This window comes from Pseudomonas sp. RIT-PI-a (assembly GCF_001187875.1).
In the GTDB taxonomy this organism is placed as follows: domain Bacteria; phylum Pseudomonadota; class Gammaproteobacteria; order Pseudomonadales; family Pseudomonadaceae; genus Aquipseudomonas; species Aquipseudomonas coleopterorum.
The window spans coordinates 26,914-49,852 of record NZ_LGIR01000033.1 but is presented as its reverse complement, the minus strand read 5'-3'; the positions used below and the strand labels follow the sequence as shown (position 1 = coordinate 49,852).

Annotated in this window: 26 protein-coding genes; 13 read left to right on the top strand and 13 right to left on the bottom strand. The window is 62.7% G+C overall.

Annotated elements, in window-relative coordinates:
• Positions 1 to 61: 61 nt before the first annotated feature.
• On the bottom strand, positions 62 to 1,336 hold the full coding sequence (locus AC788_RS19165) for a glucarate dehydratase family protein (protein WP_049862141.1): 1,275 nt from the start codon (positions 1,334 to 1,336) through the stop codon (positions 62 to 64).
• 75 nt (positions 1,337 to 1,411) lie between these two features.
• Complete coding sequence (locus AC788_RS19160; RefSeq protein WP_177327981.1) at positions 1,412 to 2,716, bottom strand: MFS transporter; 1,305 nt, start codon at positions 2,714 to 2,716, stop codon at positions 1,412 to 1,414.
• A gap of 139 nt (positions 2,717 to 2,855) precedes the next feature.
• Here AC788_RS19160 and AC788_RS19155 point away from each other — a divergent pair, with 139 nt between their 5' ends.
• Complete coding sequence (locus AC788_RS19155; RefSeq protein ID WP_049862139.1) at positions 2,856 to 3,767, top strand: LysR substrate-binding domain-containing protein; 912 nt, start codon at positions 2,856 to 2,858, stop codon at positions 3,765 to 3,767.
• Between the two features lie 271 nt (positions 3,768 to 4,038).
• Here AC788_RS19155 and AC788_RS21490 read toward each other — a convergent pair whose 3' ends face one another.
• A complete protein-coding gene (locus AC788_RS21490) occupies positions 4,039 to 4,206 on the bottom strand; it encodes a DUF2897 family protein (protein ID WP_082223724.1) in 168 nt (55 codons plus the stop codon).
• A 206-nt stretch (positions 4,207 to 4,412) separates the two neighbouring features.
• On the opposite strand from AC788_RS21490, the gene pyrF reads away from it, so the two are divergent.
• Positions 4,413 to 5,114 carry an orotidine-5'-phosphate decarboxylase gene (gene pyrF, locus AC788_RS19150; protein ID WP_049862138.1) on the top strand — a complete coding sequence of 234 codons (702 nt, stop codon included), beginning with the start codon at positions 4,413 to 4,415 and terminating at the stop codon, positions 5,112 to 5,114.
• Here the strand turns inward: pyrF and AC788_RS19145 are convergent, their stop codons facing one another.
• The 7 genes from AC788_RS19145 to AC788_RS19115 form a co-directional block, all read right to left on the bottom strand.
• Complete coding sequence (locus AC788_RS19145; protein WP_049862137.1) at positions 5,115 to 5,879, bottom strand: SDR family NAD(P)-dependent oxidoreductase; 765 nt, start codon at positions 5,877 to 5,879, stop codon at positions 5,115 to 5,117.
• Positions 5,880 to 5,977: 98 nt separating this feature from the next.
• Positions 5,978 to 7,171 (bottom strand): benzoate/H(+) symporter BenE family transporter, encoded by a 1,194-nt coding sequence (locus tag AC788_RS19140; RefSeq protein WP_049862136.1) that lies wholly within the window; start codon positions 7,169 to 7,171, stop codon positions 5,978 to 5,980.
• 109 nt (positions 7,172 to 7,280) lie between these two features.
• Complete coding sequence (locus tag AC788_RS19135) at positions 7,281 to 7,652, bottom strand: glutaredoxin family protein (RefSeq protein ID WP_049862135.1); 372 nt, start codon at positions 7,650 to 7,652, stop codon at positions 7,281 to 7,283.
• Positions 7,653 to 7,680: 28 nt separating this feature from the next.
• Positions 7,681 to 8,226, bottom strand: a complete 546-nt coding sequence (folE, locus tag AC788_RS19130; protein ID WP_043185450.1) for a GTP cyclohydrolase I FolE — start codon at positions 8,224 to 8,226, stop codon at positions 7,681 to 7,683.
• A 72-nt stretch (positions 8,227 to 8,298) separates the two neighbouring features.
• A complete protein-coding gene (locus AC788_RS19125; protein ID WP_049862134.1) occupies positions 8,299 to 8,856 on the bottom strand; it encodes a Smr/MutS family protein in 558 nt (185 codons plus the stop codon).
• Positions 8,857 to 8,892: 36 nt separating this feature from the next.
• A complete protein-coding gene (locus AC788_RS19120) occupies positions 8,893 to 9,213 on the bottom strand; it encodes a hypothetical protein (RefSeq protein WP_049862133.1) in 321 nt (106 codons plus the stop codon).
• Between the two features lie 35 nt (positions 9,214 to 9,248).
• Positions 9,249 to 9,839, bottom strand: a complete 591-nt coding sequence (locus tag AC788_RS19115; protein ID WP_049862132.1) for a cysteine hydrolase family protein — start codon at positions 9,837 to 9,839, stop codon at positions 9,249 to 9,251.
• Between the two features lie 137 nt (positions 9,840 to 9,976).
• Between AC788_RS19115 and prmB the strand changes: the two genes are divergently transcribed.
• Positions 9,977 to 10,885 carry a 50S ribosomal protein L3 N(5)-glutamine methyltransferase gene (gene prmB, locus AC788_RS19110; RefSeq protein WP_049862131.1) on the top strand — a complete coding sequence of 303 codons (909 nt, stop codon included), beginning with the start codon at positions 9,977 to 9,979 and terminating at the stop codon, positions 10,883 to 10,885.
• Positions 10,886 to 10,915: 30 nt separating this feature from the next.
• On the opposite strand, the gene AC788_RS19105 is transcribed toward prmB, so the two are convergent.
• Both AC788_RS19105 and AC788_RS19100 read right to left on the bottom strand, forming a co-directional pair.
• Positions 10,916 to 11,698: a hypothetical protein gene (locus tag AC788_RS19105; RefSeq protein WP_049862130.1), complete on the bottom strand. Its 783-nt coding sequence runs from the start codon at positions 11,696 to 11,698 to the stop codon at positions 10,916 to 10,918.
• Between the two features lie 74 nt (positions 11,699 to 11,772).
• The gene (locus AC788_RS19100; protein ID WP_049862364.1) at positions 11,773 to 12,726 is read right to left on the bottom strand and encodes an alpha/beta hydrolase; all 954 of its coding nucleotides are present in this window, start codon (positions 12,724 to 12,726) and stop codon (positions 11,773 to 11,775) included.
• 139 nt (positions 12,727 to 12,865) lie between these two features.
• On the opposite strand from AC788_RS19100, the gene aroC reads away from it, so the two are divergent.
• The 3 genes from aroC to AC788_RS19085 are packed head-to-tail and all read left to right on the top strand — an operon-like array spanning position 12,866 to position 15,707.
• Positions 12,866 to 13,957 carry a chorismate synthase gene (gene aroC / locus AC788_RS19095; RefSeq protein ID WP_049862129.1) on the top strand — a complete coding sequence of 364 codons (1,092 nt, stop codon included), beginning with the start codon at positions 12,866 to 12,868 and terminating at the stop codon, positions 13,955 to 13,957.
• Between the two features lie 5 nt (positions 13,958 to 13,962).
• Entirely contained in the window at positions 13,963 to 15,141 is a 1,179-nt protein-coding gene (locus tag AC788_RS19090; protein ID WP_049862362.1) for an MFS transporter, read from the top strand.
• A gap of 20 nt (positions 15,142 to 15,161) precedes the next feature.
• The gene (locus tag AC788_RS19085) at positions 15,162 to 15,707 is read left to right on the top strand and encodes a hypothetical protein (protein ID WP_049862128.1); all 546 of its coding nucleotides are present in this window, start codon (positions 15,162 to 15,164) and stop codon (positions 15,705 to 15,707) included.
• Positions 15,708 to 15,844: 137 nt separating this feature from the next.
• Here the strand turns inward: AC788_RS19085 and AC788_RS19080 are convergent, their stop codons facing one another.
• Positions 15,845 to 16,123 carry a DUF3509 domain-containing protein gene (locus AC788_RS19080; protein WP_043185483.1) on the bottom strand — a complete coding sequence of 93 codons (279 nt, stop codon included), beginning with the start codon at positions 16,121 to 16,123 and terminating at the stop codon, positions 15,845 to 15,847.
• Positions 16,124 to 16,478: 355 nt separating this feature from the next.
• Between AC788_RS19080 and AC788_RS19075 the strand changes: the two genes are divergently transcribed.
• From AC788_RS19075 to AC788_RS19045, 7 genes are all read left to right on the top strand, one after another.
• Positions 16,479 to 17,000, top strand: a complete 522-nt coding sequence (locus AC788_RS19075; RefSeq protein WP_049862127.1) for an ankyrin repeat domain-containing protein — start codon at positions 16,479 to 16,481, stop codon at positions 16,998 to 17,000.
• Positions 17,001 to 17,064: 64 nt separating this feature from the next.
• Complete coding sequence (locus AC788_RS19070) at positions 17,065 to 17,595, top strand: hypothetical protein (RefSeq protein WP_049862126.1); 531 nt, start codon at positions 17,065 to 17,067, stop codon at positions 17,593 to 17,595.
• A 90-nt stretch (positions 17,596 to 17,685) separates the two neighbouring features.
• Entirely contained in the window at positions 17,686 to 17,877 is a 192-nt protein-coding gene (locus tag AC788_RS19065; RefSeq protein WP_043185491.1) for a PLDc N-terminal domain-containing protein, read from the top strand.
• A 199-nt stretch (positions 17,878 to 18,076) separates the two neighbouring features.
• A complete protein-coding gene (locus AC788_RS19060; RefSeq protein ID WP_049862125.1) occupies positions 18,077 to 20,176 on the top strand; it encodes an LTA synthase family protein in 2,100 nt (699 codons plus the stop codon).
• A 177-nt stretch (positions 20,177 to 20,353) separates the two neighbouring features.
• The gene (locus tag AC788_RS19055) at positions 20,354 to 20,590 is read left to right on the top strand and encodes a hypothetical protein (protein WP_049862124.1); all 237 of its coding nucleotides are present in this window, start codon (positions 20,354 to 20,356) and stop codon (positions 20,588 to 20,590) included.
• Between the two features lie 220 nt (positions 20,591 to 20,810).
• On the top strand, positions 20,811 to 21,152 hold the full coding sequence (locus AC788_RS19050) for a ribonuclease E inhibitor RraB (RefSeq protein WP_049862123.1): 342 nt from the start codon (positions 20,811 to 20,813) through the stop codon (positions 21,150 to 21,152).
• Between the two features lie 375 nt (positions 21,153 to 21,527).
• Positions 21,528 to 22,937 (top strand): circularly permuted type 2 ATP-grasp protein, encoded by a 1,410-nt coding sequence (locus AC788_RS19045; protein ID WP_049862122.1) that lies wholly within the window; start codon positions 21,528 to 21,530, stop codon positions 22,935 to 22,937.
• Positions 22,938 to 22,939 lie beyond the last annotated feature (2 nt).

Below are 22,939 nucleotides of genomic sequence, written 5' to 3'. Positions count from 1 at the left end.
CGCGGTCCTTGTGGGAGCGGGCTCTGCCCGCGAAGAGGCCCTTGGATCAAACCATCAATCCTCAAAACCGCGGCTTCACCGCCTTCCAATCAGGCTTGTACCGAGCCATCTGCCGCACGTCGTCCCGCGAGCGAATCCCACAGCGCAAAAACTGCTCATGCAGCATGCCCAACTGGTCGCGATCCAGCTCCAGACCCAACCCAGGGGTCTTGTTGATTTTGACGCAGCCATCGACGATCGGCAGCTTGCCGCCCTTGATCACCTCTTCGTCCGGCTCCTGCCACGGATAATGGGTGTCGCAGGCATAGTCCAGATTCGGCACCGACGCGGCCACATGCGCCATGGCCATCAAGCTGATACCCAGGTGCGAGTTCGAGTGCATCGACACCCCCAGTCCCCAGGTCTGGCACATGCTCGCCAGTACCTGGGTATCGCGCAGCCCGCCCCAGTAATGGTGATCGGCGAGCACGATCTGCACGCTGTTGCGCTCGACACTGCGGCGGAACTCGGCGAAATCGGTCACCACCATGTTGGTCGCCAGCGGCAGCCCGGTGCGTTTGTGCAACTGGGCCATGTCGTCCAGGCCGGGGCAGGGGTCCTCGTAGTACTGCAGGCTGTCGCCCAGCAATTCGGCCATCCTGATCGACGTCTCCAGCGACCAGTTGCCGTTGGGGTCGATGCGCAAGGGATGGTCGGGAAAAGCCTTCTTCAGCGCCAGAATGCAAGCCACTTCACGCTCGGGTTCCAAGGTCCCGGCCTTGAGCTTGATGCTCTTGAAACCGTACTGCTCGATCATGCGCCTGGCCTGGGCCACGATCTGCTCCTCGTCCAACGCCTCGCCCCAATTGTCAGCAGGGTAGGGCGAGTCGACGTGCTCGGCGTACTTGAAGAACAGGTAGGCGCTGAAGGGCACTTCATCGCGCACCGCACCGCCGAGCAGGTCGACCAGTGGCCGATTCAGCGACCGCGCCTGAAGATCGAGCAGCGCCACTTCGAAGGCCGAGTAGGCATTGGTCACGGCTTTGCTGGCATGTGAGCCGGGTGCCAGTTCTGCGCCGCTCACGCTGGCCGGCTTGTGCCGGGCCACGGTGCTGGCGACGATCTGGCGCAGGCCATTGAGGTTGAACGGGTCCAGGCCCGGCAGTTGATCCTTGATGGCCATCTGAATGGCCAGGGCCGGGGCATCGCCATAGCTTTCACCCAGGCCGACGTAGCCGTTGTCGCTCTCCACCTCGATGATCGAGCGCAAGGCATAGGGTTCGTGGATACCGCTGGCGTTGAGCAATGGCGGGTCGCGGAAGGCGATGGGTGTGACGGTGACACGTTTGATCTTCACAGGCGTTCTCCTCGGTATGCAGGCGCGCCGCAGCGGGCCGTTCCTTTCTAGTACACGGCGATCAGTACACGGCGGTCAGTGCGCGGCGGCAGGTTGCAGTGGCTTGTCATCGGGCTTCTGCCCGCGAGGCCGGGTGCGGGCGAAGAACACCACGATCGCGGCCAGCACGGAGGTCGCGGCCAGGCCGTACAGGCCGCCCTGGATCGAGCCGGTCTTCTCTTCCAGAAAGCCGAACACGGTGGGCGCGACGAAGCCGCCCAGGTTGCCCACCGAGTTGATCAGCGCCAGGACGGCGGCAGCGATCCGGGCGTCCAGATAGGCCTGCGGGATAGGCCAGAACAGCGCCGATGCCGCCTTGAACCCCACTGCAGCGAAGCAGATGGCGACGAAGGCGAACACCGGGCCGCCATAGGTCGACATGAACATACCCCCGGCCGCGATGATCAGCGTCGTCGCCACCCACGCCTGCTGATGCTTGAAGCGCGCGGCGAGGGCTGCGAAGCCATACATGGCGGCAATCGAGATGATCCAGGGGATGGAGTTGAACAGCCCCACTTCGAAGTCCGAGACGTTGCCCATTTTCTTGATCATGCTCGGCAGCCAGAAGGTGGCGCCATAGATGGTCAGCGCCACCGAAAAGAAGATGAAGCAGAACACCAGGATCTGGGTGTCGGCGAGCAGCTTGAAGATCGACGGCTTGACCACATGCTCGGCTTCACGGGCGCGCTGTTCCTCGGCGATTACCCCGCTCAGGGTCGTTTGCTCAGCAGGGGTGAGCCACTTGGCCTCATGGATGTGCGATTGCAGCCAGTAGTAGACGAACCCGCACAGCGCCACCGATGCGCCGCCTTCGATCAGGAACATCCACTGCCAGCCGTGCAGGCCCAGCCCGGTCACGCTCAGCAGGGCGCCGGTGATGGGGCCGGAAATGATCGAGGCGATCGCCGAGCCGCTGAGGAAGATCGCCATGGCCTTGCCGCGTTCGCTGGCAGGCAACCACTGGGTGAAGTAGTAGAGCACGCCGGGATAGAAGCCTGCCTCGGTGACGCCGAGCAGGAAGCGCATGACATAGAAACTGGTCTCGCCTTGAACGAAGGCCATGCCCATGGCCACCAGGCCCCAGGTGAACATGATCCGGGTCAACCAGGCACGCGCACCGAAGCGCTGCAGGAGCATGTTGGAGGGCACTTCGAACAACGCGTAGCCAACGAAGAACAGACCAGCGCCAAGACCATAGGCCGCAGCGCCGATGCCCAGGTCGGTTTCCATATGGGTGCGGACGAAACCGATGTTCACCCGGTCGATGTAGTTGACGATGAACATCACGACGAACAGCGGCAGTACGTGCCGCTTGACCTTGGCCACTGCGCTGGCGAGCACGCTGGGGTCGACGGCACCGGATTGAACGTTCAAGGGCGACACTCCGATCATTGTTTTTTTTGGAGGGCTCGATCATGAACTTGGGGTATTGTTTCAGTCCAATTCAAGTTGGCACTTGATTGATACCGAGGTTGAATCAATGTTCGAACTTAGCCAGCTCCGTTGCTTCACCACCGTGGCCACGGAACTCAACTTCCGCCGGGCCGCCGAGCGCCTCAACATGACGCAGCCGCCGTTGAGTCGGCAGATCCAGCTGCTGGAGCATCACCTGGGCGTCGAGCTGTTTACCCGCAGCACGCGCAGCGTGGCGTTGACGGCGGCCGGTCGGGCCTTTTTCATCGAGGCGCAGAATCTGCTGGAGCGTGCCCAGCAGGCTGCGGTGTCGGCACGTCGCTTCGCCGATGGCGACATCGGCTCGGTGAACATTGCCTTCGTGGGCAGTGCGGTGTACGAATTCCTGCCCAAGGTCATCGCCGAAGCGCGGCTCAAGCAACCGCAGGTGAAAATCGACCTGTCGGAAATGAACACCTACCAGCAGCACGAGGCCTTGCGTGCCCGGCGTATCGATCTGGGCATCGCCCGCGCGCCGTTGCTCGACAGTGGCTACCTCACCGAATGCCTGGTGCGCGAACCGTTCGTGCTGGCAACGCCGGCCACCCATCGGCTGGCCAATGCAGCCCAGGTACGTGTGCAGGATCTGGACGGCGAACCCTTCCTGATGTACTCGCACGCCGCCTATCCACCGTTCAACGAATTGCTCACCGGCATGCTGCGTTCAGCTCAGGTGACCCCGCAATACGTGCAGTGGCTGGGGTCGTCGCTGACCATCCTGGCACTGGTCAACGCTGGCATGGGGGTGGCGCTGGTGCCGCGCTGCGCCACCAGCGTGGTCTTCAAGAATGTGGTGTTCCGCGATATCGATCTGGGGGAGGGTGTGCAGAGCGAACTGCACCTGATCTGGCGCGAGAGCAATGACAATCCGGCGTTCGCCATGCTGCTTGAGGCAATCAAGGGCGCAGCGAAGGATGGGTCGGGCGGAGAAAACAGCTGATCAAAAAATGATCAGACTTCGCTGAGCCTTGCGGCCCGTGGCCTGCAGCGTGTTCTCCCAAGCTTATCCACAGGCAGGTGCACGCCGAATGTGCACAACCCCTTGAAACTGCTCGTTTTTTAAGCGAAGGCCGGAAACGCTGACGGGCCGTGGCCTGCAGGGTATTGCACCCAGCTTATGCACAGCCTCATGCAGCTTTTTCTTGGATAACCCATGAGAGTGACTAGCCAGCCTCCCAAAGCGCAGAGACACCCGGGAGGCTGAGTACCTGTCAGCGGTTTCTCGCGTCCTTGGCATCCATTTCGGCGTTGCGTTCGTGCACCTTCTTGAGCTGCTCGTCGGTCAACGGCAGCTTCTGCGCGCTTTGCTTGAGCACCAGCAGTCCACCGACGATCGAGCCGATGGCCACCAACAGGATCAACCAGGCATACCAGGGCATGAGGACACTCCTTGAGCGGTGCGCCGAATATGCGCGGCGCTTGTAGAGATTGGAGCGACAGGGTGTCGCAGTGGTTCCATCATAGCCCGTTCCTGCCCTGTAGCGACGCCGCCCGATGGCGACGTGGACAATCGTGGCAACGCCCCTGAGCCAGCAAAATCCGCTACAATGCGCGCCGATTTCGACCCGCCTTCAGAGAGCCCGCCATGTCCGCCTGCCAGACTCCCATCATCGTCGCCCTGGATTACCCGACCCGCGAGGCGGCTCTGAAGCTGGCCGATCAGCTGGATCCCACGTTGTGCCGGGTCAAGGTGGGCAAGGAACTGTTCACCAGCAGTGCGTCGGGCATCGTCGAAACCTTGAATGACAAGGGCTTCGAGGTATTCCTGGACTTGAAATTCCACGACATCCCCAACACCACCGCCATGGCCGTCAAGGCTGCGGCGGAAATGGGTGTCTGGATGGTCAACGTGCATTGCTCGGGCGGCCTGCGCATGATGGCGGCGTGTCGCGAAGTGCTGGAACAGCGCTCCGGTGCCAAGCCGTTGCTGATCGGCGTGACCGTGCTGACCAGCATGGAACGTGAAGACCTCGCCGCCATCGGCCTGGACATCGAACCACAGGAGCAGGTGCTACGTCTGGCGGCGCTGGCGCAGAAGGCCGGCATGGACGGTCTGGTCTGCTCGGCACTGGAAGCCCAGGCCCTGAAGGCTGCGCATCCCGCTCTGCAGCTGGTCACTCCCGGCATTCGCCCGGCGGGCAGTGCCCAGGATGACCAGCGCCGTATCCTGACTCCGCGCCAGGCGCTGGACGCCGGCTCCGACTACCTGGTGATCGGCCGTCCGATCAGCCAGGCCGCCGATCCTGCCCAGGCGCTGGCCGATGTCGTGGCGCAGATCAACGCCTGATCAGGCCTGCTTGGGCTGACCGTTAGAGGCGTGCAGCCCGCCGTCCACGGGCAGGTTCACACCGTTGACGAAACGCGCGTCGTGGCTGGCCAGGAAGGCGATCACGTCTGCCACTTCTTCGGCCTCGGCAGGGCGGCCCATGGGAATGCGCTCGGCGAATTTGTCCATCAGGGCCTTGTCGTCGGCCATGCCTGCTGTGAGCTCGCTCTTGGTCAGGGCAGGGCATACGGCATTCACGCGTACACCCTGGCCGCCGTATTCAAGCGCCAGGGCGCGGGTGAAGTTCGTGACCGCACCCTTGGCGGCGTTATAGAAGCTCATGCCCCAGTCGCCGCCCAGGCCCGATACCGACGACACGTTGATGATGCTGCCGCCGCTCTTGAGCAAATGCGGCATGGCGGCGCGGCAACCGTAAAACACACCGTCCACGTCGATCGACATCACGCTGCGCCAGTCGTCCAGCGAGGCCTCGGTCAAGGCGCCCGACGGGGCCACGCCAGCATTGTTGACCAGCACGTCCAGTTGGCCGAAATGCTCGACTGCACGCTTGACCAACTGCTGCACGTCTTCCCACTTCGAGACATCGGCGCTGACGACCAGACTCTGGCCGGGCCCGATGCCCTTGGCCACGGTTTCCAATTTTTCAGCCTTGCGCCCCACCAACACGACGCGTGCACCTTCCTTGGCGAAGCGCAGCGCGGTGGCCGCGCCAATGCCGGAGCCCGCGCCGGTGACGATCACGACTTTGTCCTGGAAACGATTCATGCCTGTGTCCTCTGTGATGTGGAGTTACAGGTGTGAAAGCGTCGCGGCAGGTGCGGTTCATTCGGCTTGATGACAATCCTTTAATGATGCTTCAGGTGTCAGGCCTTGCGCGCATTGAGGATGAGCAGCGTCAGGACCCCGGCGATGATGCCCCAAAACGCCGAGCCCACCGAGAACAGCGTCAGCCCTGACGCGGTCACCATGAACGTGACCAAGGCCGCTTCGCGCTCCTTGGGCTCGCTCATGGCTTGAGTCAGGCCGTTGATGATCGAGCCGAACAGCGCTAACGCCGCGATCGAGAGCACCAGCTCCTTGGGCAGTGCGGCAAACAGCGCGGCCAGCGTGGCGCCGAATGTGCCGGCAATGGCGTAGAACACACCGCACCAGACCGCTGCGGTGTAGCGCTTGGCCGGATCTTCGTGAGCCTGTGGGCCGGTGCAGATGGCTGCACTGATGGCAGCCAGATTGACGCCATGGGAACCGAATGGCGCCATCAGCACCGAGGCGATGCCGGTCACCGAAATCAACGGCGAGGCTGCCACCTGGTAGCCGTCGGCGCGCAGTACGGCGATACCGGGCATGTTCTGCGAGGTCATGGCAACCACGAACAGCGGAATGCCGATGCTGATGGTCGCGGCCAGGGAGAAGGACGGGGTGGTCCACTGAGGTTGGGCCACCTGCAGGCTGAAATGGCTGAAGTCGAGCAGGCCGAGCAGTCCGGACACCAGCGTACCGATGACCAGCGCTGCCAGCACCGCATAGCGTGGCGACAGGCGCTTCACGATCAGGTAGGTGAAGAACATGCACAGCACCAGGGCGGTGCGGTGTTGCGCGGCGACGAAGATTTCGCTGCCGATCTTGAACAGGATGCCGGCCAGCAGCGCGGCGGCCAGCGATGCCGGCAGGCGCTTGAGCAGGCGCTCGAAACTGCCGGTCAGGCCACAGATCGTGACCAGCACCGCACAGGTGATGAACGCGCCGATGGCTTCGGCATAATTCACGCCGCCCAGGCTGGTAATCAGCAGGGCCGCACCCGGCGTCGACCAGGCCACCGTGATGGGCGTGCGGTAACGCAGGGAAAGGCCGATGCTGCACACTGCCATGCCGATCGACAGGGCCCAGATCCAGGAGGATATCTGCGCGGTCGTCAAGCCGGCAGCCTGACCCGCCTGGAACATCAGCACCAGGGAACTGGTGTAGCCGGTCATCATGGCGATGAAGCCAGCCACCACCGCGCAGGGGGCAGTGTCGGCCAGCGGGCGCAGTGGGGCAGAGGTGATGGGGTTGGGCATGGCGGTCGGATCCTTGTCCTGAACAGCGTCGGTCAAGGGTAAGCCAAGGTGTCCGGCCAGCAGCGGTACAGCGGCGCGATCAATCGACGATACAGCTGGGCGACAGCGATCAGGCTGCCGCGAAGCGCTCGTTCAGGTAATCGATGATCACCTTGGAGTCGTACATCCAGGTAACCTTGCCGGCTTCCTCGATGCGCAGGCACGGGACCTTGATCTTGCCGCCTTCGGCCAGCAGGGTTTCCCGAGCCACGCTGTCGTTCTTGGCATCGCGCAGGTTCGCCGGCACGTTGAGCTTGTGCAGGGTGCGGCGGGTCTTCACACAGAATGGGCAGGCGTGGAACTGATAGAGCGTCAGCCCGCTGGCTGCGCGGTCCACCTCGGCCTGCGCCTCGGCGGTGCGCTTGCGCTGCGGTGGACGGGTGAGCAGGTCGCCCGCCACGATTACCTGGCCCAGTCCGATACGCAAGGCTTTCATCAACATGTGGCAGTCCTCGAGATTGGGGTACGGCTTATTTGATCAGGCTGAGAAACTCGCTGCGGGTCGCCGCGTTGTCACGGAACTCGCCCAGCATCACCGAGGTGATCATCGAGGAATTCTGCTTCTCGACACCGCGCATCATCATGCACATGTGCTTGGCTTCGATGACCACCGCGACACCCAGCGCGCCGGTGACCTGCTGCACTGCATCGGCGATCTGCCGGCCCAGGTTCTCCTGGATCTGCAGGCGGCGGGCGTACATGTCGACGATCCGCGCGACCTTGGACAGCCCCAGCACCTTGCCATTGGGGATATAGGCGACATGGGCGCGCCCTATGAACGGCAACAGGTGATGCTCGCACAACGAATACAGCTCGATATCCCGGACCATCACCATCTCGCTCGCATCGGAGCTGAACAGGGCTCCGTTGGTGACCTCGTCGAGGGTCTGCTCGTACCCGCGGCACAGGTACTTCATGGCTTTGGCAGCGCGTTTGGGCGTGTCGAGCAGGCCTTCGCGGGTAACGTCCTCGCCCAGCTGGCCAAGGATCTCGGTGTAGTTCTGTTCCAGGGACATGATCAAACCTGTGGGGAAATATTTCGCAGACGCGAAGGGTACGGCTCCGCTCGCACGGGTGCAAGCGGGGCGTTATTCGTCACGCCCTTCGAGCATGGTGCGCTTGAGCATCACGTAAACCGCGCCGGCGCCGCCGTGGCGGGGCTGGCAGGAGGTGAAGCCGAGCACCTGCGGGTGCTGGCGCAGCCAGGTGTTGACGTGGCTCTTGATCATCGGCCGCTTGCCGTCCAAGCGCACAGCCTTGCCGTGGGTCACGCGCACGCAGCGGATTTCGAAGCGGGTGGCTTCGGCGAGGAACGCCCAGAGGGTTTCGCGAGCCTTTTCCACGGTCATGCCGTGCAGGTCCAGGCTGCCTTCGAAGGGAATCTGGCCGACCTTGAGCTTGCGCATCTGGCTTTCCTGCACACCATCACGCGCCCAGTGCAGGTCGTCCTCGGGGCCGACGTCGATGACGAACTGATCGGACAGGCCGTCGACGGTCGTGACGTTGGTCCCCACCGTCGCAGCCTGACGCAGCGCTTGCAGCTTGGCCTTGTCGGCCTTGGGCTTGCCGGTGTCGGCACGGTCGTGCCGGATCGGCTTGACGCCGCGCATCTGGTCCTTGAACAGGGAAAATTCGTCGTCTTGCATGAAGGCCTCCGGCACGGGAGCGCTAGTCTACGCGACTCAATCGTGCTTTTTCATCAGATGCGGGGCCAGATCGAGTTCACGGCTGCGGCGCATCCCGCGGCGGCTGCGCCGCCAGAACCACAGGCCCAGATACAGAACCAGCACGCCGATGCCCGCCAGGATGGCCGCGCCGGTGGTCGTGGTGTCCAGTCCGGTCACCTGGGGCGGATGCCCCAGCAAGGTAGCGATGCCGGCCATGGCCAGCAGCAGGCCAAGGGTCAACAGCACGGCACCCAGCGCTGCGCCGAGACGGTAACGCCAGCCACCTGAACTGCGCTTCCTGAGCCTGCGCGCATTGAAACCCTGGGATGACTTCATTGATTCCTCGATGGCGATCGGGCCGGCTTGGGAGGTCAGAGCAGATCGCCGGTCATGGCGACCGCAGCGAAATTGTCACGCATGATGGCCATTTCGGCTTCCTGCACCTTGGCCGCAGCCAGGACGCCATCGCCCTGGGGCAGGTCGCGGGTGGCGCAGGCATCGGCCACCAGCGTGCAGCGATAGCCGTAATCCTTCGAGGCGCGCACGGTGGTGCTGACGCTGGAATGGCTCATGAAGCCGCAGACGATCAGGTCCAGATGACCGTAGCTCTGCAGCAGTTCGTGCAGGCCGGTGTTGTTGAAGGCATTGGGCATGCGCTTTTCGACCACGGCTTCGTCGCCCTGGGGTTCGAAGCCCTTGATGAACTCGCCACGCTCGCCCTGGGGGTCGAACAACCCACCCACGGTGCCCAGATGGCGAATGTGCACCACCGGACGTTTGGCTGCGCGTGCCGCAGTCACCAGTTTGGCGATGTTGGCCAGCGCCTCGTCCATGCCCGACAGGGCCAGGTCGCCACTGAGGTATTCCTTTTGTGCATCGATGATGATCAGGCTGGCGTTGGCGATCCGCGTGGGCGGGAAACCGCGGCCGCTGAGTTGGAACATCGTCTTTGGAACGGACATCGGGGGCTCCTTTGGCTAGGGCTTTTGCCGCATTGTCCTCTGCTCGAGCCGTTCTGTGAATCGGATTGAGCGAACATGGCGAAAATCGCCCGCGGCCCTCTGTTAATATCCCGGCTTGATTCGACCGAGGAGCTTTTGTGATCACTTCCCGCTTGCGCACCGTGCGCGACCACATCCGTTGGGCCGTCAGCCGTTTTCATGGCGAAGAACTGTTCTTTGGCCACGGCACCGATAACGCCTGGGACGAGGCCCGTCTGCTGGTGCTGGGCGCGTTGAACCTGCCCTACGAAATCGCCGACAGCTACCTCGACTGCCGTCTGGAAGAGGACGAGATCGTACGTGTGCAACACCTGCTCAAGCGGCGCATCGAAGAGCGCGTGCCGGCCGCCTACCTGATCGGCGAAGCCTGGTTCTGTGGCATGTCGTTCATCGTCGACGCACGGGTGCTGGTGCCCCGTTCACCGATCGGCGAGTTGATCGAAAACGGCTTCGAGCCGTGGCTGAGCCAGCCGCCGGCGCGGATCCTCGACCTGTGCACCGGTTCGGGTTGCATCGGTATCGCCTGCGCCGATGTCTTCCCGGACGCTGAAGTCATCCTGGCCGACCTGTCCTTCGAGGCGCTCGAGGTGGCCAATCAGAACATCGAGCGGCACGGTCAGGAAGAACGCGTCTACACCGTGCAGGGTGATGGTTTCGAAGGTTTGCCGGGACAGCGGTTCGACTTGATCGTGTCCAACCCGCCCTACGTCGATGCCGAAGATTTCGCCGACATGCCGGCCGAGTATCAGCACGAGCCGGAGCTGGGCCTGGCCTGTGGCGATGACGGCTTGAACCTGGTGCGACGCATGCTGGCCGAGGCGGCGGATCATTTGACCGACAAAGGCCTGCTGATCGTCGAGGTCGGCAACAGCCAGGTGCACGTCGAGGCGCTGTATCCGGAAGTGGATTTTGCCTGGCTGGAGTTCCAGCGCGGTGGGCATGGCGTGTTCATGCTCAGCGCCGAGCAGTGCCGCGAGCACCAGGCGCTGTTCGTTTCGCGGATCTGATCGCGCACGCCCGCTTCACCGCGGCTGATGCTAGCGGTGAGTGGCGATCCAGATCAGCAACGCGGCCTGGAACACGGCGAACGCGATCAGGCAGGCGATGGTGAAGCGCAGGCCGCCTTCTTCTCGCGAGAACTTGCCGATGCGCTCCTGCTGGGTGTGCAGTTTCAGCTCCATCTCCTGCAACTGCTGTTCGGCCAGTTGCAGCATTTCGCTGGCCGCCAGCACCTCGACCACCTGGACCTTTTCCGGGTTCCAGGTGCTCAGCAACTGGCTGACGGCGATGGGGTGATAGCGCCCCTTGAGGCGTTGCACGTCGGCGTATTCGACGTTCAGGCCCTGGGTGCGCAGGGCGTGATCGCGGCGATCCAGGCCTGCCGGTTGCAGCGCTTCCTTGCTCGACAGCGCTGCGCCCTGCAGGGTGTAGTGCGGCCAGTGACGCTGCAGCCAGGCGGTGGCCTGGGCCATGACGAAACGGCCCAGGCCGCGGTTGACCGGCTCCAGTTGCAGACCCGCTTCGCTGCCCAGAGTGACCTGCTTGAGCTGGTGATCGACCCATACGTCCAACTGGTTCTGTTCCTTGCGCACACGCTGGCCGGGCAGTTGGATGTCCAGCCGCAGCAGGCTCAGGGCCGGGTCGTGGCGCTCGGCCAGGCCGAACTGCACGAAACGCAGCGGGCGTGGGCCGGTCGCCCGGTCGGCGGGCAGGGGCGCCAGGCGCAGCATCCTGAACTGCTCGGTGGTGACCTCGGCCCATGGCCGCGGCACTTGCGCGGGTTCATCGATGTCGGCGTTCGGCGGGTCTTGTTCGGTCATGGCGCGATCCTCTTCACGCACCTTGTATCGGCTACCTCGACCCACTCTTGAGTGTGCCCGGCGCAGAACGCCGCTCAAAGACCCTGAATGAAGGGCACGACGACGCGGCCCAGCTCCGCCGCCAACGGCTGATTGTGGTCACGGTACGACTTGAGCTGGGACGGCAGGTCCATCGGCACGATGCGCAGCACATGGTTCATGCCGGGAATGATCGCCAGCTGCGCATCGGGCTTGGCGCGCTGCAGTGCCTGCGCATCGCCGACGCCCACCTGGATGTCGTGGCTGCCCTGCACGATCAGCGCCGGGATCTTCAATGCAGCGAAGGCTTGCGCAGGGTCCTGGCGAAGCAGCGAAATCAGGTAGGGCTGCACGCTGGGGCGAAACAGCACCTGCAAGGGCTGAGGTACGTCCGGGTCGAACTGTCCCGCCTCCAGGCGCTCGATCAGTTGATAGCTGCGCGGCTGCAGTTCGGCCGGCAGACGCTCGCCGATCTGTTCGCGCAGCACTTCACCCAGGGGCCGGCCGCTGCCCGACAGCGACACCACCGCGTTGGCGCCGGTACGTTGAGCCGCCAGGGTGGCGATCAGCGCACCCTCGCTGTGACCGAGAATGACCAGTGGGCCGAAACGCGGGTCGCGCTTGAGTAGCGCGCTCCAGGCCACCGCATCGTCGACGTAGCCCGCCACGCTCAGGTCGCGCTCGTCGGGCGTGGCCTTGCGGCCGGTCGCCACACCGCGTTTGTCGTAGCGCACGCTGGCGATGTTGTTCTGGGCCAACAGCAGTGCCAGCTTCTTCAGGCTGTCGTTGCGCCCGGCTTCGGGATTGTTGCCGTCGCGGTCGGTGGGGCCCGAGCCAGAAATCATCAGCACAACAGGGACCGGCCGGTCGGCGCGGGGCACCAGCAGCGAGCCGTACAACGTGCCTTGAGCCGTCTGCAACTCGATCGGGCGCCTGGCGATGTCGGGCGTGGCGGCCAGTGCAGCGGCACTGCTGGCGAACAGGAACACGGCAAGCAATCGGAACATCATCTGCAACATCATCGAGCCACTATCCAGGGAAGTGCGATTTGGACTGGGGCGTCTGGGTAAGGTTCAGGGATGAACTGGCCGTCGACCCTGCGTATACTGGCGCCCTGTCTGATTCGGTTGATTTCGCGGAGCGCCCTGCATGTCCGGCAATACCTACGGCAAGCTGTTCACTGTCACCACCGCTGGCGAAAGCCATGGCCCGGCGTTGGTCGCCATCGTCGACGGCTGCCCGCCAGGCCTTGCGATCTCCCTGGACGAACTGCAGCGCGACCTGGATCGCCGCAAGCCGGGCACCAGCCGGCACACCACCCAGCGCCAGGAGCCCGACGAGGTCGAGATCCTCTCCGGCGTGTTCGAAGGGCGGACCACCGGTACCTCCATCGGCCTGCTGATCCGCAACACTGATCAGAAATCCAAGGATTACTCGGCAATCAAGGATTTGTTCCGTCCCGCCCATGCCGACTACACCTACCATCACAAGTATGGCGAGCGCGACTACCGCGGCGGTGGCCGCAGCTCGGCGCGCGAAACCGCCATGCGCGTGGCGGCCGGGGCGATCGCCAAGAAGTACCTGGCCACCCAGGGCATCCTGATTCGTGGCTACATGAGCCAGCTGGGCCCGATCCAGATTCCCTTCAAGAGCTGGGATGGCGTGGAAGACAACGCCTTCTTCAGCCCCGACCCGGACAAGGTGCCGGAACTGGAGGCCTACATGGACCAGCTGCGCCGCGACCAGGACTCGGTCGGCGCGAAGATCACCGTGGTCGCCGAAGGCGTGATGCCCGGTCTGGGCGAGCCGATTTTCGATCGTCTGGACGCTGATCTGGCCCATGCATTGATGAGCATCAACGCGGTCAAGGGTGTGGAAATCGGCGCCGGTTTCGCCAGCGTGGCCCAGCGTGGCACCGAGCACCGCGACGAGATGACGCCCGAGGGCTTTCTCAGCAATCACGCAGGTGGGGTGCTGGGCGGTATTTCCTCGGGGCAGCCCATCGTCGCTCATCTGGCCCTCAAGCCGACGTCCAGCATCACCACGCCAGGACGCTCGATCGATGTGCACGGCCAGCCGGCCGACATCATCACCAAAGGCCGCCATGACCCGTGCGTAGGCATCCGCGCCACGCCGATTGCCGAAGCCATGATGGCCATCGTATTGATGGACCACCTGCTGCGTCATCGTGGGCAGAATGCCGACGTCAAGGTCGACACCCCGGTGCTGGGCCAGCTTTGAGCGCGGTGCCGTCGCCTGCGGGACATGCAGTCCCGTATTGGCGACTGTCCACCTTCTACCTGTTCTACTTCGCCTTGCTGGGGGCGACGGCGCCGTTCCTGGCGCTGTACTTCCATCACCTGGGCTTCGACAGCGCGCGCATCGGCGAGCTGGTGGCGATTCCCATGCTCATGCGCTGCGTGGCGCCCAATCTATGGGGCTGGCTGGGCGACTACACCGGTCGGCGACTGGCCATCGTGCGCATCGGCGCGGTGTGTACGCTGGCCAGTTTCTCGCTGATCCTGCTGGACACCAGCTACGCCTGGCTGGCGCTGGTCATGGCGCTGCATGCCTTCTTCTGGCACGCCGTGCTACCGCAGTTCGAAACCCTGACCCTGGGCCATCTGCAGGGCCAGACGGCGCGCTACAGCCAGATCCGCCTGTGGGGCTCGATCGGCTTCATCCTCACCGTCGTTGGCTTGGGCCGGGTGTTCGAAAGCCTGAGTCTGGATGCCTACCCCTATACCCTGCTGGCGATCATGGCCGGGATCGTCGTGGCCAGTGCCTGGGTGCCCGATGCGCCGGTTGGCGACGGCCCGCGTCGGACGCCGGGGGACGGCTTCATGAAGCAACTGGTTCGCCCTGGCGTACTGGCGTTCTACGGATGCGTGGGGCTGATGCAGCTCAGCCACGGTCCGTACTACACGTTTCTGACCCTGCACCTTGAACAGTTGGGATACAGCCGCGCGGTGATCGGCATGCTGTGGGCGGTCGGCGTGGTGGCCGAAGTGTTGATGTTCCTGGCCATGAGCCGGATCCTGGCGCGGTTTTCCCTGCGCCACGTGCTGGTCGCCAGTTTCCTGTTGGCTGCGGTGCGCTGGCTGTTGCTGGGCAGTTTCGCCGAGCACCTGTGGCTGCTGGTGCTCGCCCAACTCATGCACGCGGCCACCTTCGGCAGCTTCCATGCCGCGGCGATCCATTTCGTGCAACGCAGCTTCGGCATCCATCAACAGGGGCAGGGACAGGCCCTGTACGCAACGTTGGCCGGTGTCGGTGGCGCTCTGGGTGCTCTGTACTCCGGTTACCTGTGGCAACCGCTGGGTGCCACGGGGACGTTTGCCCTGGCTAGCCTTGCCGCATTCGCCGCCGCCCTGATCATGCTCAAACGCTCGCCTGCAACGCTCCCGCCCGCAGCCAGCCACTGACACCCATTCGAGGATTCTGCATGAGCCGCCTGACCGTCTACCACCGCAGCACGCCCGACATCCCCAACAAGGTGTTGAGCCACCCTGAAGACATCGCCGCGACCCTGGCCGAGCTGGGCATCGGCTTCGAGCGCGCCGAAGCGACGCTTCCCGTGTCCTGGGAGGCGAGCGCGGAAGAGGTCATCGCGACCTGCCGCAGTGAAGTGGATGCCTGGATGGCCAAGGGTGGCTACATGAGCGTAGACGTCGTCAGCATTGACGAAGATCACCGCCCGCTGGCCTCGAGCCAGGCCGAGCTTCTGCGTGAGAACCGGCTGGAGGGAGAGTGGGTCCTGTGCGTGGTGGCCGGGCGTGCCCAGTTGAGCGTGCACGCCGGTGACTACGTGTATGCCGTGCTCTGCGAACGTGACGACCGGATCACGGTACCGGCAGGCGTGGCGCATTGGCTGGACCTGGGCGAACGTGCACGGTTCCTCGGCCTGCGTATCCTCTCCGATTCCCATGGCTGGCGACCCGATTACGTGGATCAGCCTGTGAATGACCTGTTTCCGCAGCTGGATCACTGATTCCGGTTTCGTCCAGGCAAAAAAAGACCCGGTACCAGGATGCGCCAGGTATCGGGTTTTGCAATAAACAGAGCAGAGGAAACAGAGGTGTATCAGTCAGGCCAAGCCAAGCTTGCCAGGTAGATCAGTTGCGCTGATCAGGCCGAATGGTAGGTCGGCAGGGCAAAGCGGTTCTGACTTTGCAGCATGTTGATCGCTGGCAGCTGACTGGCTTCACCGGCCAGATCGCGGCGGATGGCGCTGATGACCCAGGTCAGTTGCTCAGGGGTGTGCAGCTGAGCGTAGGAAATCGAACGCTTGATCTGTTTGCCATCGGTGTCACGCAGGGTCAGCAGAACGGCACCATCCGGGCGTGGCTGGGTGGTCACTTCGTACTCGGAGAAAACGGAAACGAATTTTTCGTGGAGGAAGTTCATGTGCAGCTCCTAGCAAGTTGGCAGGCATGTCTAGGTAGTTGCAGCGAGTGTGCCAAGTCTCTTTAAAAATAAAACCCTTATAAATCAGCAGCTTGAGAATTATGCTTTTTTTGCCCTCCGTGCAATTTGCATGAACAGCCATTTGACATGCTGCATTTTGCGCGGCGGAGTAAGGCGAGCGATGAGTCGTTGCGAGGGAGTGAGGCGCGCGCAATGGATTTTTTCCCATGGCGCTACTGTCTATGACCACAAATCGCCAATAAATTCCCGATTCGCGGGTGATAGCCAGGCTCTGTTGCAGGCTTGAACCCAAGCGGGAACACTGTCTACCGTGATCCATTGCCAGGAGGTTTCCATGACCCAGCCCGAAGCTCGCCAAATGAACGATGAAGAAGCCGCCGAGTTCGCCGAACAGGTGTTCGATGTTGCCCGCAACGGTGACGCGCAGATGCTCGAGCGTCTGCTGGAAAAAGGCCTTCCGCCCAATCTGCGCAACCACAACGGCGATACCTTGTTGATGCTGGCGACCTATCATGGTCACCTCGATGCCACACGGGTGTTGCTCAGGTACAAGGCGGATCCGTTGATTGCCAATGACAAGAACCAGTTGCCCATGGCCGGTGCCGCCTTCAAGGGTAATCTGCCGATCGTGCAGTTGCTGATAGAGGAAGGCGCCCCCGTCGATGGCGCTTCGGCTGATGGACGCACGGCGCTGATGATGGCGGCCATGTTCAACCGCACGGAAATGGTCGAGTACCTCTTGGCGCAAGGGGCCAACCCGGCTGCGGTGGATGCTCAGGGCATCAATGCATTGGGCGCCGCACGTGCCATGGGTGCCAAGCTGACCATCGAACAGCTGGAGAAGCTGGCCGCCTGATACCCGTCTGGCTGATTTGCGGCTATCCTTGCGGCCATTTTTCCAGCGTCGCAGGGGTTGCCTCATGAAACAGTCACTTGTCGAACTCATCGGCAAAATCAGTTCCGGCTGCATGCGCGATGACGACATCGGTCGCATCGCCGATGAGGCCGCCCAGGCCTACGCCGACCCCCAGGCGTTCCTCACTGCCAATCCCGACATCAATTACGACGACAGCTTTCCGATTCCCCTGGGCGAATGGGTCGTGGTGGGCAGCCTGCCCGACACGGTGATCTTCCAGGCCGATACCTACTCCGAGCTGCTGCAGCAGATCATCGATTCGTTCGGGCCCGACGTCACGTTCAACATCAAGCCCAAGCAGCTGAACAAGATCGACGCGTTGACCGCACTCAATCGTATCCAGGTGCAACTGGCTGCCATGAGCAAGGATCGGGGAGGGTACGTGCTGTTCGATTTCAGCCAGCCACTGGATGATGAATTGCAGATGGTGCTGGTGTACGGCAAGGATGCCGATCGGGTCGCGGCACTGGGGGCCGAGTTGCACATCAGGGCCGTGCCCGCCCTGGAAGCGTTGCGCGTGGCAGTGCACGTCTGAACGCAGCCTTCACCTTTCGCACGGCGACCACGGAACCCCTGCGACACGCCGCTATCCTAGTTGATGCATGCCATCCACAAGGAGTATCACATGGGTTCCACTTTCAATAGCCTGATCGGCCTGATCATCCTCGCGCTGGACATCTGGGCGGTCATCAACGTCATCAAGAGTGGTGCCTCGACCGGGGCCAAGGTCCTGTGGGTACTGCTGATCATCCTGCTGCCGGTACTGGGCCTGATCATCTGGGCCATCGCCGGTCCACGCGGCAACGTGCGGGTCTGAATCAAACAGGTCGAACCTGCAACGGGTTCGACCTGCCTGCCCCGGCGACGTATCATCCTCGGCCCGACCGCCGTTTCGCGGCCGATGCGTAGCATCTGAACGGAATTTTCACCTGTCTTCACGGACAATCCGCGCCCAGATTTACCCTACGCACTTCCAACAGATCCCAACAATAGACCTCAACGGACCTTTCCTACACATGGCTACTCCGGACGCCTTGAGTCAAAAGCAGGCCGCGCGCGGCAAACTGCAACCGACCGTCAAATCGCACCTGGCTTATACGCTGCTCAGCGGCCTGGCGATCATGCTGATGCTCAGCGGATTGCGCCTGGCATTGCTGATGTACAACCGCGAGATGATCGGAGATACCCCAACCAGCACCTTCGTCGAAGCCTTCTTCAATGGCTTGCGCTTCGACCTGCGCCTGGTGGTGTACCTGCTGATTCCTCTGCTGCTGGCCGTGCTCAGCGCCCGCGCCATGCGCTGGCGCGGGCTGTTCCGGGCATGGCTGACCATCGCGTCCAGCGTGGTGCTGCTGTGCGGCCTGATGGAAATGGACTTCTACCGCGAGTTTCACCAGCGCCTCAACGGCCTGGTGTTCCAGTACGTGAAGGAAGACCCCAAGACCGTGCTGAGCATGATCTGGTACGGCTATCCGGTGGTGCGCTACCTGCTGGCCTGGGCCTTCGTCACCTGGCTGCTGAGCCTGGTGTTCAAGGGCTTCGATCGCCTGACCCGTCCGCGGGTCGCGGCGCCCGCCAATGTCGGCCGTTCGGTTGCACCGTGGTACGCACGAGTGGGCGTGTTCGTGGTGATCCTGCTGATCGCCGTGGTTGCCGCGCGCGGCACCTTGCGCCAGGGGCCGCCGCTGCGCTGGGGTGATGCCTACACCACCGATTCGAACTTCGCCAACCAGCTGGGCCTCAACGGTTCGCTGACGCTGATCGCTGCCGCGAAAAGCCGCATGTCCGAGGACCGCGACAACATCTGGAAAGCGACCCTGCCGCAGGATCAGGCGCAGAGCACCGTGCGTGACATGCTGCTCACACCCCATGACACCTTGGTGGACGACGACACTGCCGCCGTGCGTCGCAACTTCCAGCCGCCTCAGGCCAACACGCTGCCGATCAAGAACGTCGTGGTGATCCTGATGGAAAGCTTCGCCGGTCATTCGGTGGGCGCGCTGGGCGCCGAAGGCAACATCACGCCTTACTTCGACAAGCTGGCCCAGGAAGGTCTGTTGTTCGACCACTTCTTCTCCAGCGGCACCCATACCCACCAGGGCATGTTTGCGACCATGGGTTGCTTCCCCAACCTGCCAGGCTTCGAATACCTGATGCAGACCCCGGAGGGCAGCCACAAGCTGTCGGGCCTGCCGGAGATGCTCAGCGCCGCGCGTGGCTACGACGACGTCTATGTCTACAACGGCGACTTCGCCTGGGACAACCAGTCCGGTTTCTTCAGCAACCAGGGCATGACCACGTTCATCGGCCGCAACGATTACGTCAACCCGGTGTTCTCCGATCCGACCTGGGGCGTGTCCGACCAGGACATGTTCAACCGTGGCAACGAAGAACTGGCCAAGCGCGGCGCTGCCGGCAAGCCGTTCTATGCGTTGCTGCAAACGCTGTCCAACCATGTGCCCTATGCCTTGCCGGCCGAACTGCCGGTGGACAAGGTCACCGGTCGTGGCAGCCTGGACCTGCACCTGACCGCCATGCGCTACTCGGACTGGGCCCTGGGCCAGTTCTTCGAGAAGGCCCGCAAGGAGCCATACTTCAAGGAAACCCTGTTCATCGTGCTGGGCGACCATGGCTTCGGCAACGAGCAGCAGATCACCGAGATGGACCTGGGGCGCTTCAACATTCCGTTGCTGCTCATCGGCCCCGGCATCCAGGAGAAGTTCGGCAAGGTCAACCACACCGTCGGCTCGCAACCCGACGTGGTACCGACCATCATGGGTCGCCTGGGCGGCGCCAGCCAGCACCAGTGCTGGGGGCGTGACCTGCTCAACCTGCCGGCAGGCGATCCTGGCTTCGCCGTGATCAAGCCTTCGGGCAGCGAGCAAACCGTGGCCATCGTCAAGGGTGACCGTATTCTGGTCGAGCCGCGCGACATGGACACACGCCTGTATCGCTACCAGCTGGGCCGCGAGTTCGGCGCCCAGTTGATCCCCGATACCGACGCCAACGCCGCCGATGTGCCGCAGTTGCGGGCCAAGCTGGACTCGTTCATCCAGACTGCGACCAAGAGCCTGCTCGATAACACCGCAGGTGCCGTGGAGAGCAAGCAGGAGTAAGTCCCTGACGCTCTGTGAAAAGGCCCTTCGGGGCCTTTTTTCATGGGGTGATCGAGCCCGTTCCGGCACACCTCCGGCAATCTGCCGTCCGGAACGAATGCCGGGCGTTGCGAGTCAACGTTGAGTGAGCCTATCCAGCAGCTTCCTGCCTGAATTGCGTCGAGGAGATGTACAACAATGAAAGAGTGGAAAATCAGCTTCTTCAACAAGGATGGCGTACTGGACAGCATGGCGATCAATGCTGACACCTGTCCGTCGATCGAAGAGGCGGCGACCCTCGTGCGCTCCAGGCTGTACCCGGTCGCAGCCGAACTGGATGAAGTCAACCTTCCCGATACCGTAGCCTCGCCGGTCGCCAAGACGCTCAAGTCCCAGCACAGCGTGGAAATCACCGCCATCACTGAAGTCGTGTGAACTGCGAGTGATCCGGGCCATTGGCACAGGCCCGGCCTTCGCGTTACTCTGCGCTCGAGGTCCTCGCGGATCTCGCTGCTCGCCTTTATATCCCGCTTCTTGCAACACGCTCGATTCCAGGCGCTGCGTCACTGACGCTGCACCGCACCCATTCCTTGTCCCGAGGAGGTTCTGGAAGTACTGAAAGTCTATCCGTCGTTATTGCTGAGGGAGACGATTCATGAGCACAACCTATCAAGAAGACATCAGCAGCAATGTATTACGCCGCATGAAAGAGGGCGGCTTCGATTTCGCCCGCATCCATCCCATCGAGTTCTATGCGGTCTTTCCCGATGAAGACCGGGCGCGCACGGCTGCCGGCAAGTTTCGCGGCGAGTCGCTCAACGCCCAGATCAGTGAGCGCGACGACGGTGCCTGGCATCTGGAATTGAGCAAACTGATGTACGCCACCCACGGTGGCATCGGTGAATTCGAGCAGGATTTCGAAGCCGTGGTCGAACCCCTGGGCGGTGAGATCGAAGGCTGGGGCGTCAAGCACGAAGTCAGGCGTCCTCAGGCCTGAGCCGGAGTGAACCACGGCGGTGCGGTGGTTCACTCGTTCCAGCGAATGACAGGCAAAAAAAAGCCGCTCTCAAGGGAGCGGCGAATGGGAATTCGATGGATTCCAGCAGCGCCAAGCTTTTGCCGGTTTCGATGAAATAATTATCAGCTAACGCCGCAAGCTATTGAATTCAACTCTGTCTATGCTGGTCATAGAGTCAAGCCGCTTGAACAATCCGCTTCGCAATGAAGCGTATGTCATCGGCGTTCGGACATTGCCGCACAAGAACGGTGCACGGTTCTCGATCAGGGATCCCAAGCACTTGATTTAATGGCACATATGCCGATGGCACGGGCCTTGCGAAGGCTCTTGGGTCCGGGTGACAAGGAGTACGGCATGAGCCGCACCTATTATGATGAGATGTACGATGCCGACGGCCAGGTTCGCCCGCATTACCGGGAGTTCGCCCGTTGGTTGGCCGAGACGCCGCAGGAATTGCTTGCCCAGCGTCGACGCGAGGCCGATTTGTTGTTTCATCGCGCCGGTATCACCTTCACCCTGTACGGCGACGAGCAGGGCACTGAGCGGCTGATTCCTTTCGACACCATTCCGCGCAGCATTCCTGCCAGCGAATGGCGGATCGTTGAGCGCGGCTGCATTCAGCGCGTCAAGGCGCTGAACATGTTTCTGGCGGACCTGTACCACGACCAGCGCATCATCAAGGCCGGCATCATTCCTGCCGAGCAGGTACTGGCCAACGAGCAGTATCAGTTGGCGATGCAAGGCCTGGACTTGCACCGCGACATCTACTCGCACATTTCCGGGGTCGACCTGGTGCGCGATGGTGATGGCACCTATTACGTACTCGAAGACAACCTGCGCACGCCCAGCGGTGTGAGCTACATGCTCGAAGACCGCAAGATGATGATGCGCCTGTTCCCCGAGCTGTTCGCGGCGCAGCGCATCGCACCTGTTGATCACTACCCCAATCTGCTGCTCGACACCCTGAAAAGCTCCAGCGCCATCGACAACCCCAGCGTGGTCGTGTTGACGCCGGGTCGCTTCAACAGTGCATTCTTCGAGCACGCCTTCCTGGCGCGCGAGATGGGTGTGGAACTGGTGGAAGGGGCCGACCTGTTCGTGCGTGACGACAAGGTGTTCATGCGCACCACCGACGGACCCAAGCCGGTGGACGTGATCTACCGTCGCCTGGACGACGCCTTCCTCGACCCCTTGGCCTTCAACCCCGATTCCATGCTGGGCGTGCCTGGCCTGCTGGCTGCGTATCGCTCCGGCAACGTAGTGCTGGCCAATGCCATCGGCACCGGCGTGGCCGACGACAAGTCGGTCTACCCCTTCGTGACCGACATGATCCGCTTCTACCTCGATGAAGAACCAATCCTCAAGAACGTGCCGACCTGGCAGTGCCGCAAGCCCTCGGAGCTTTCCCACGTGCTGGCCAACCTGCCGGATCTGGTGGTCAAGGAAACCCAGGGTTCGGGTGGTTATGGCATGTTGGTAGGCCCGTGTGCGAGTGCCGCGGAAATCGAAACCTTCCGGGCGCGCATCAAGGCCCGGCCCCATGCCTACATCGCCCAACCCACGTTGTCGTTGTCGACCTGCCCGACGTTTGTCGAGAACGGCATAGCGCCACGCCATATCGATCTTCGCCCCTTCGTCCTCGCCGGCCGCGAAACCCGCGTGGTGCCCGGCGGCCTGACCCGCGTGGCCTTGCGTGAAGGCTCGCTGGTGGTGAATTCGTCGCAGGGCGGCGGGACCAAAGACACCTGGGTGGTCGAGGATTAAGG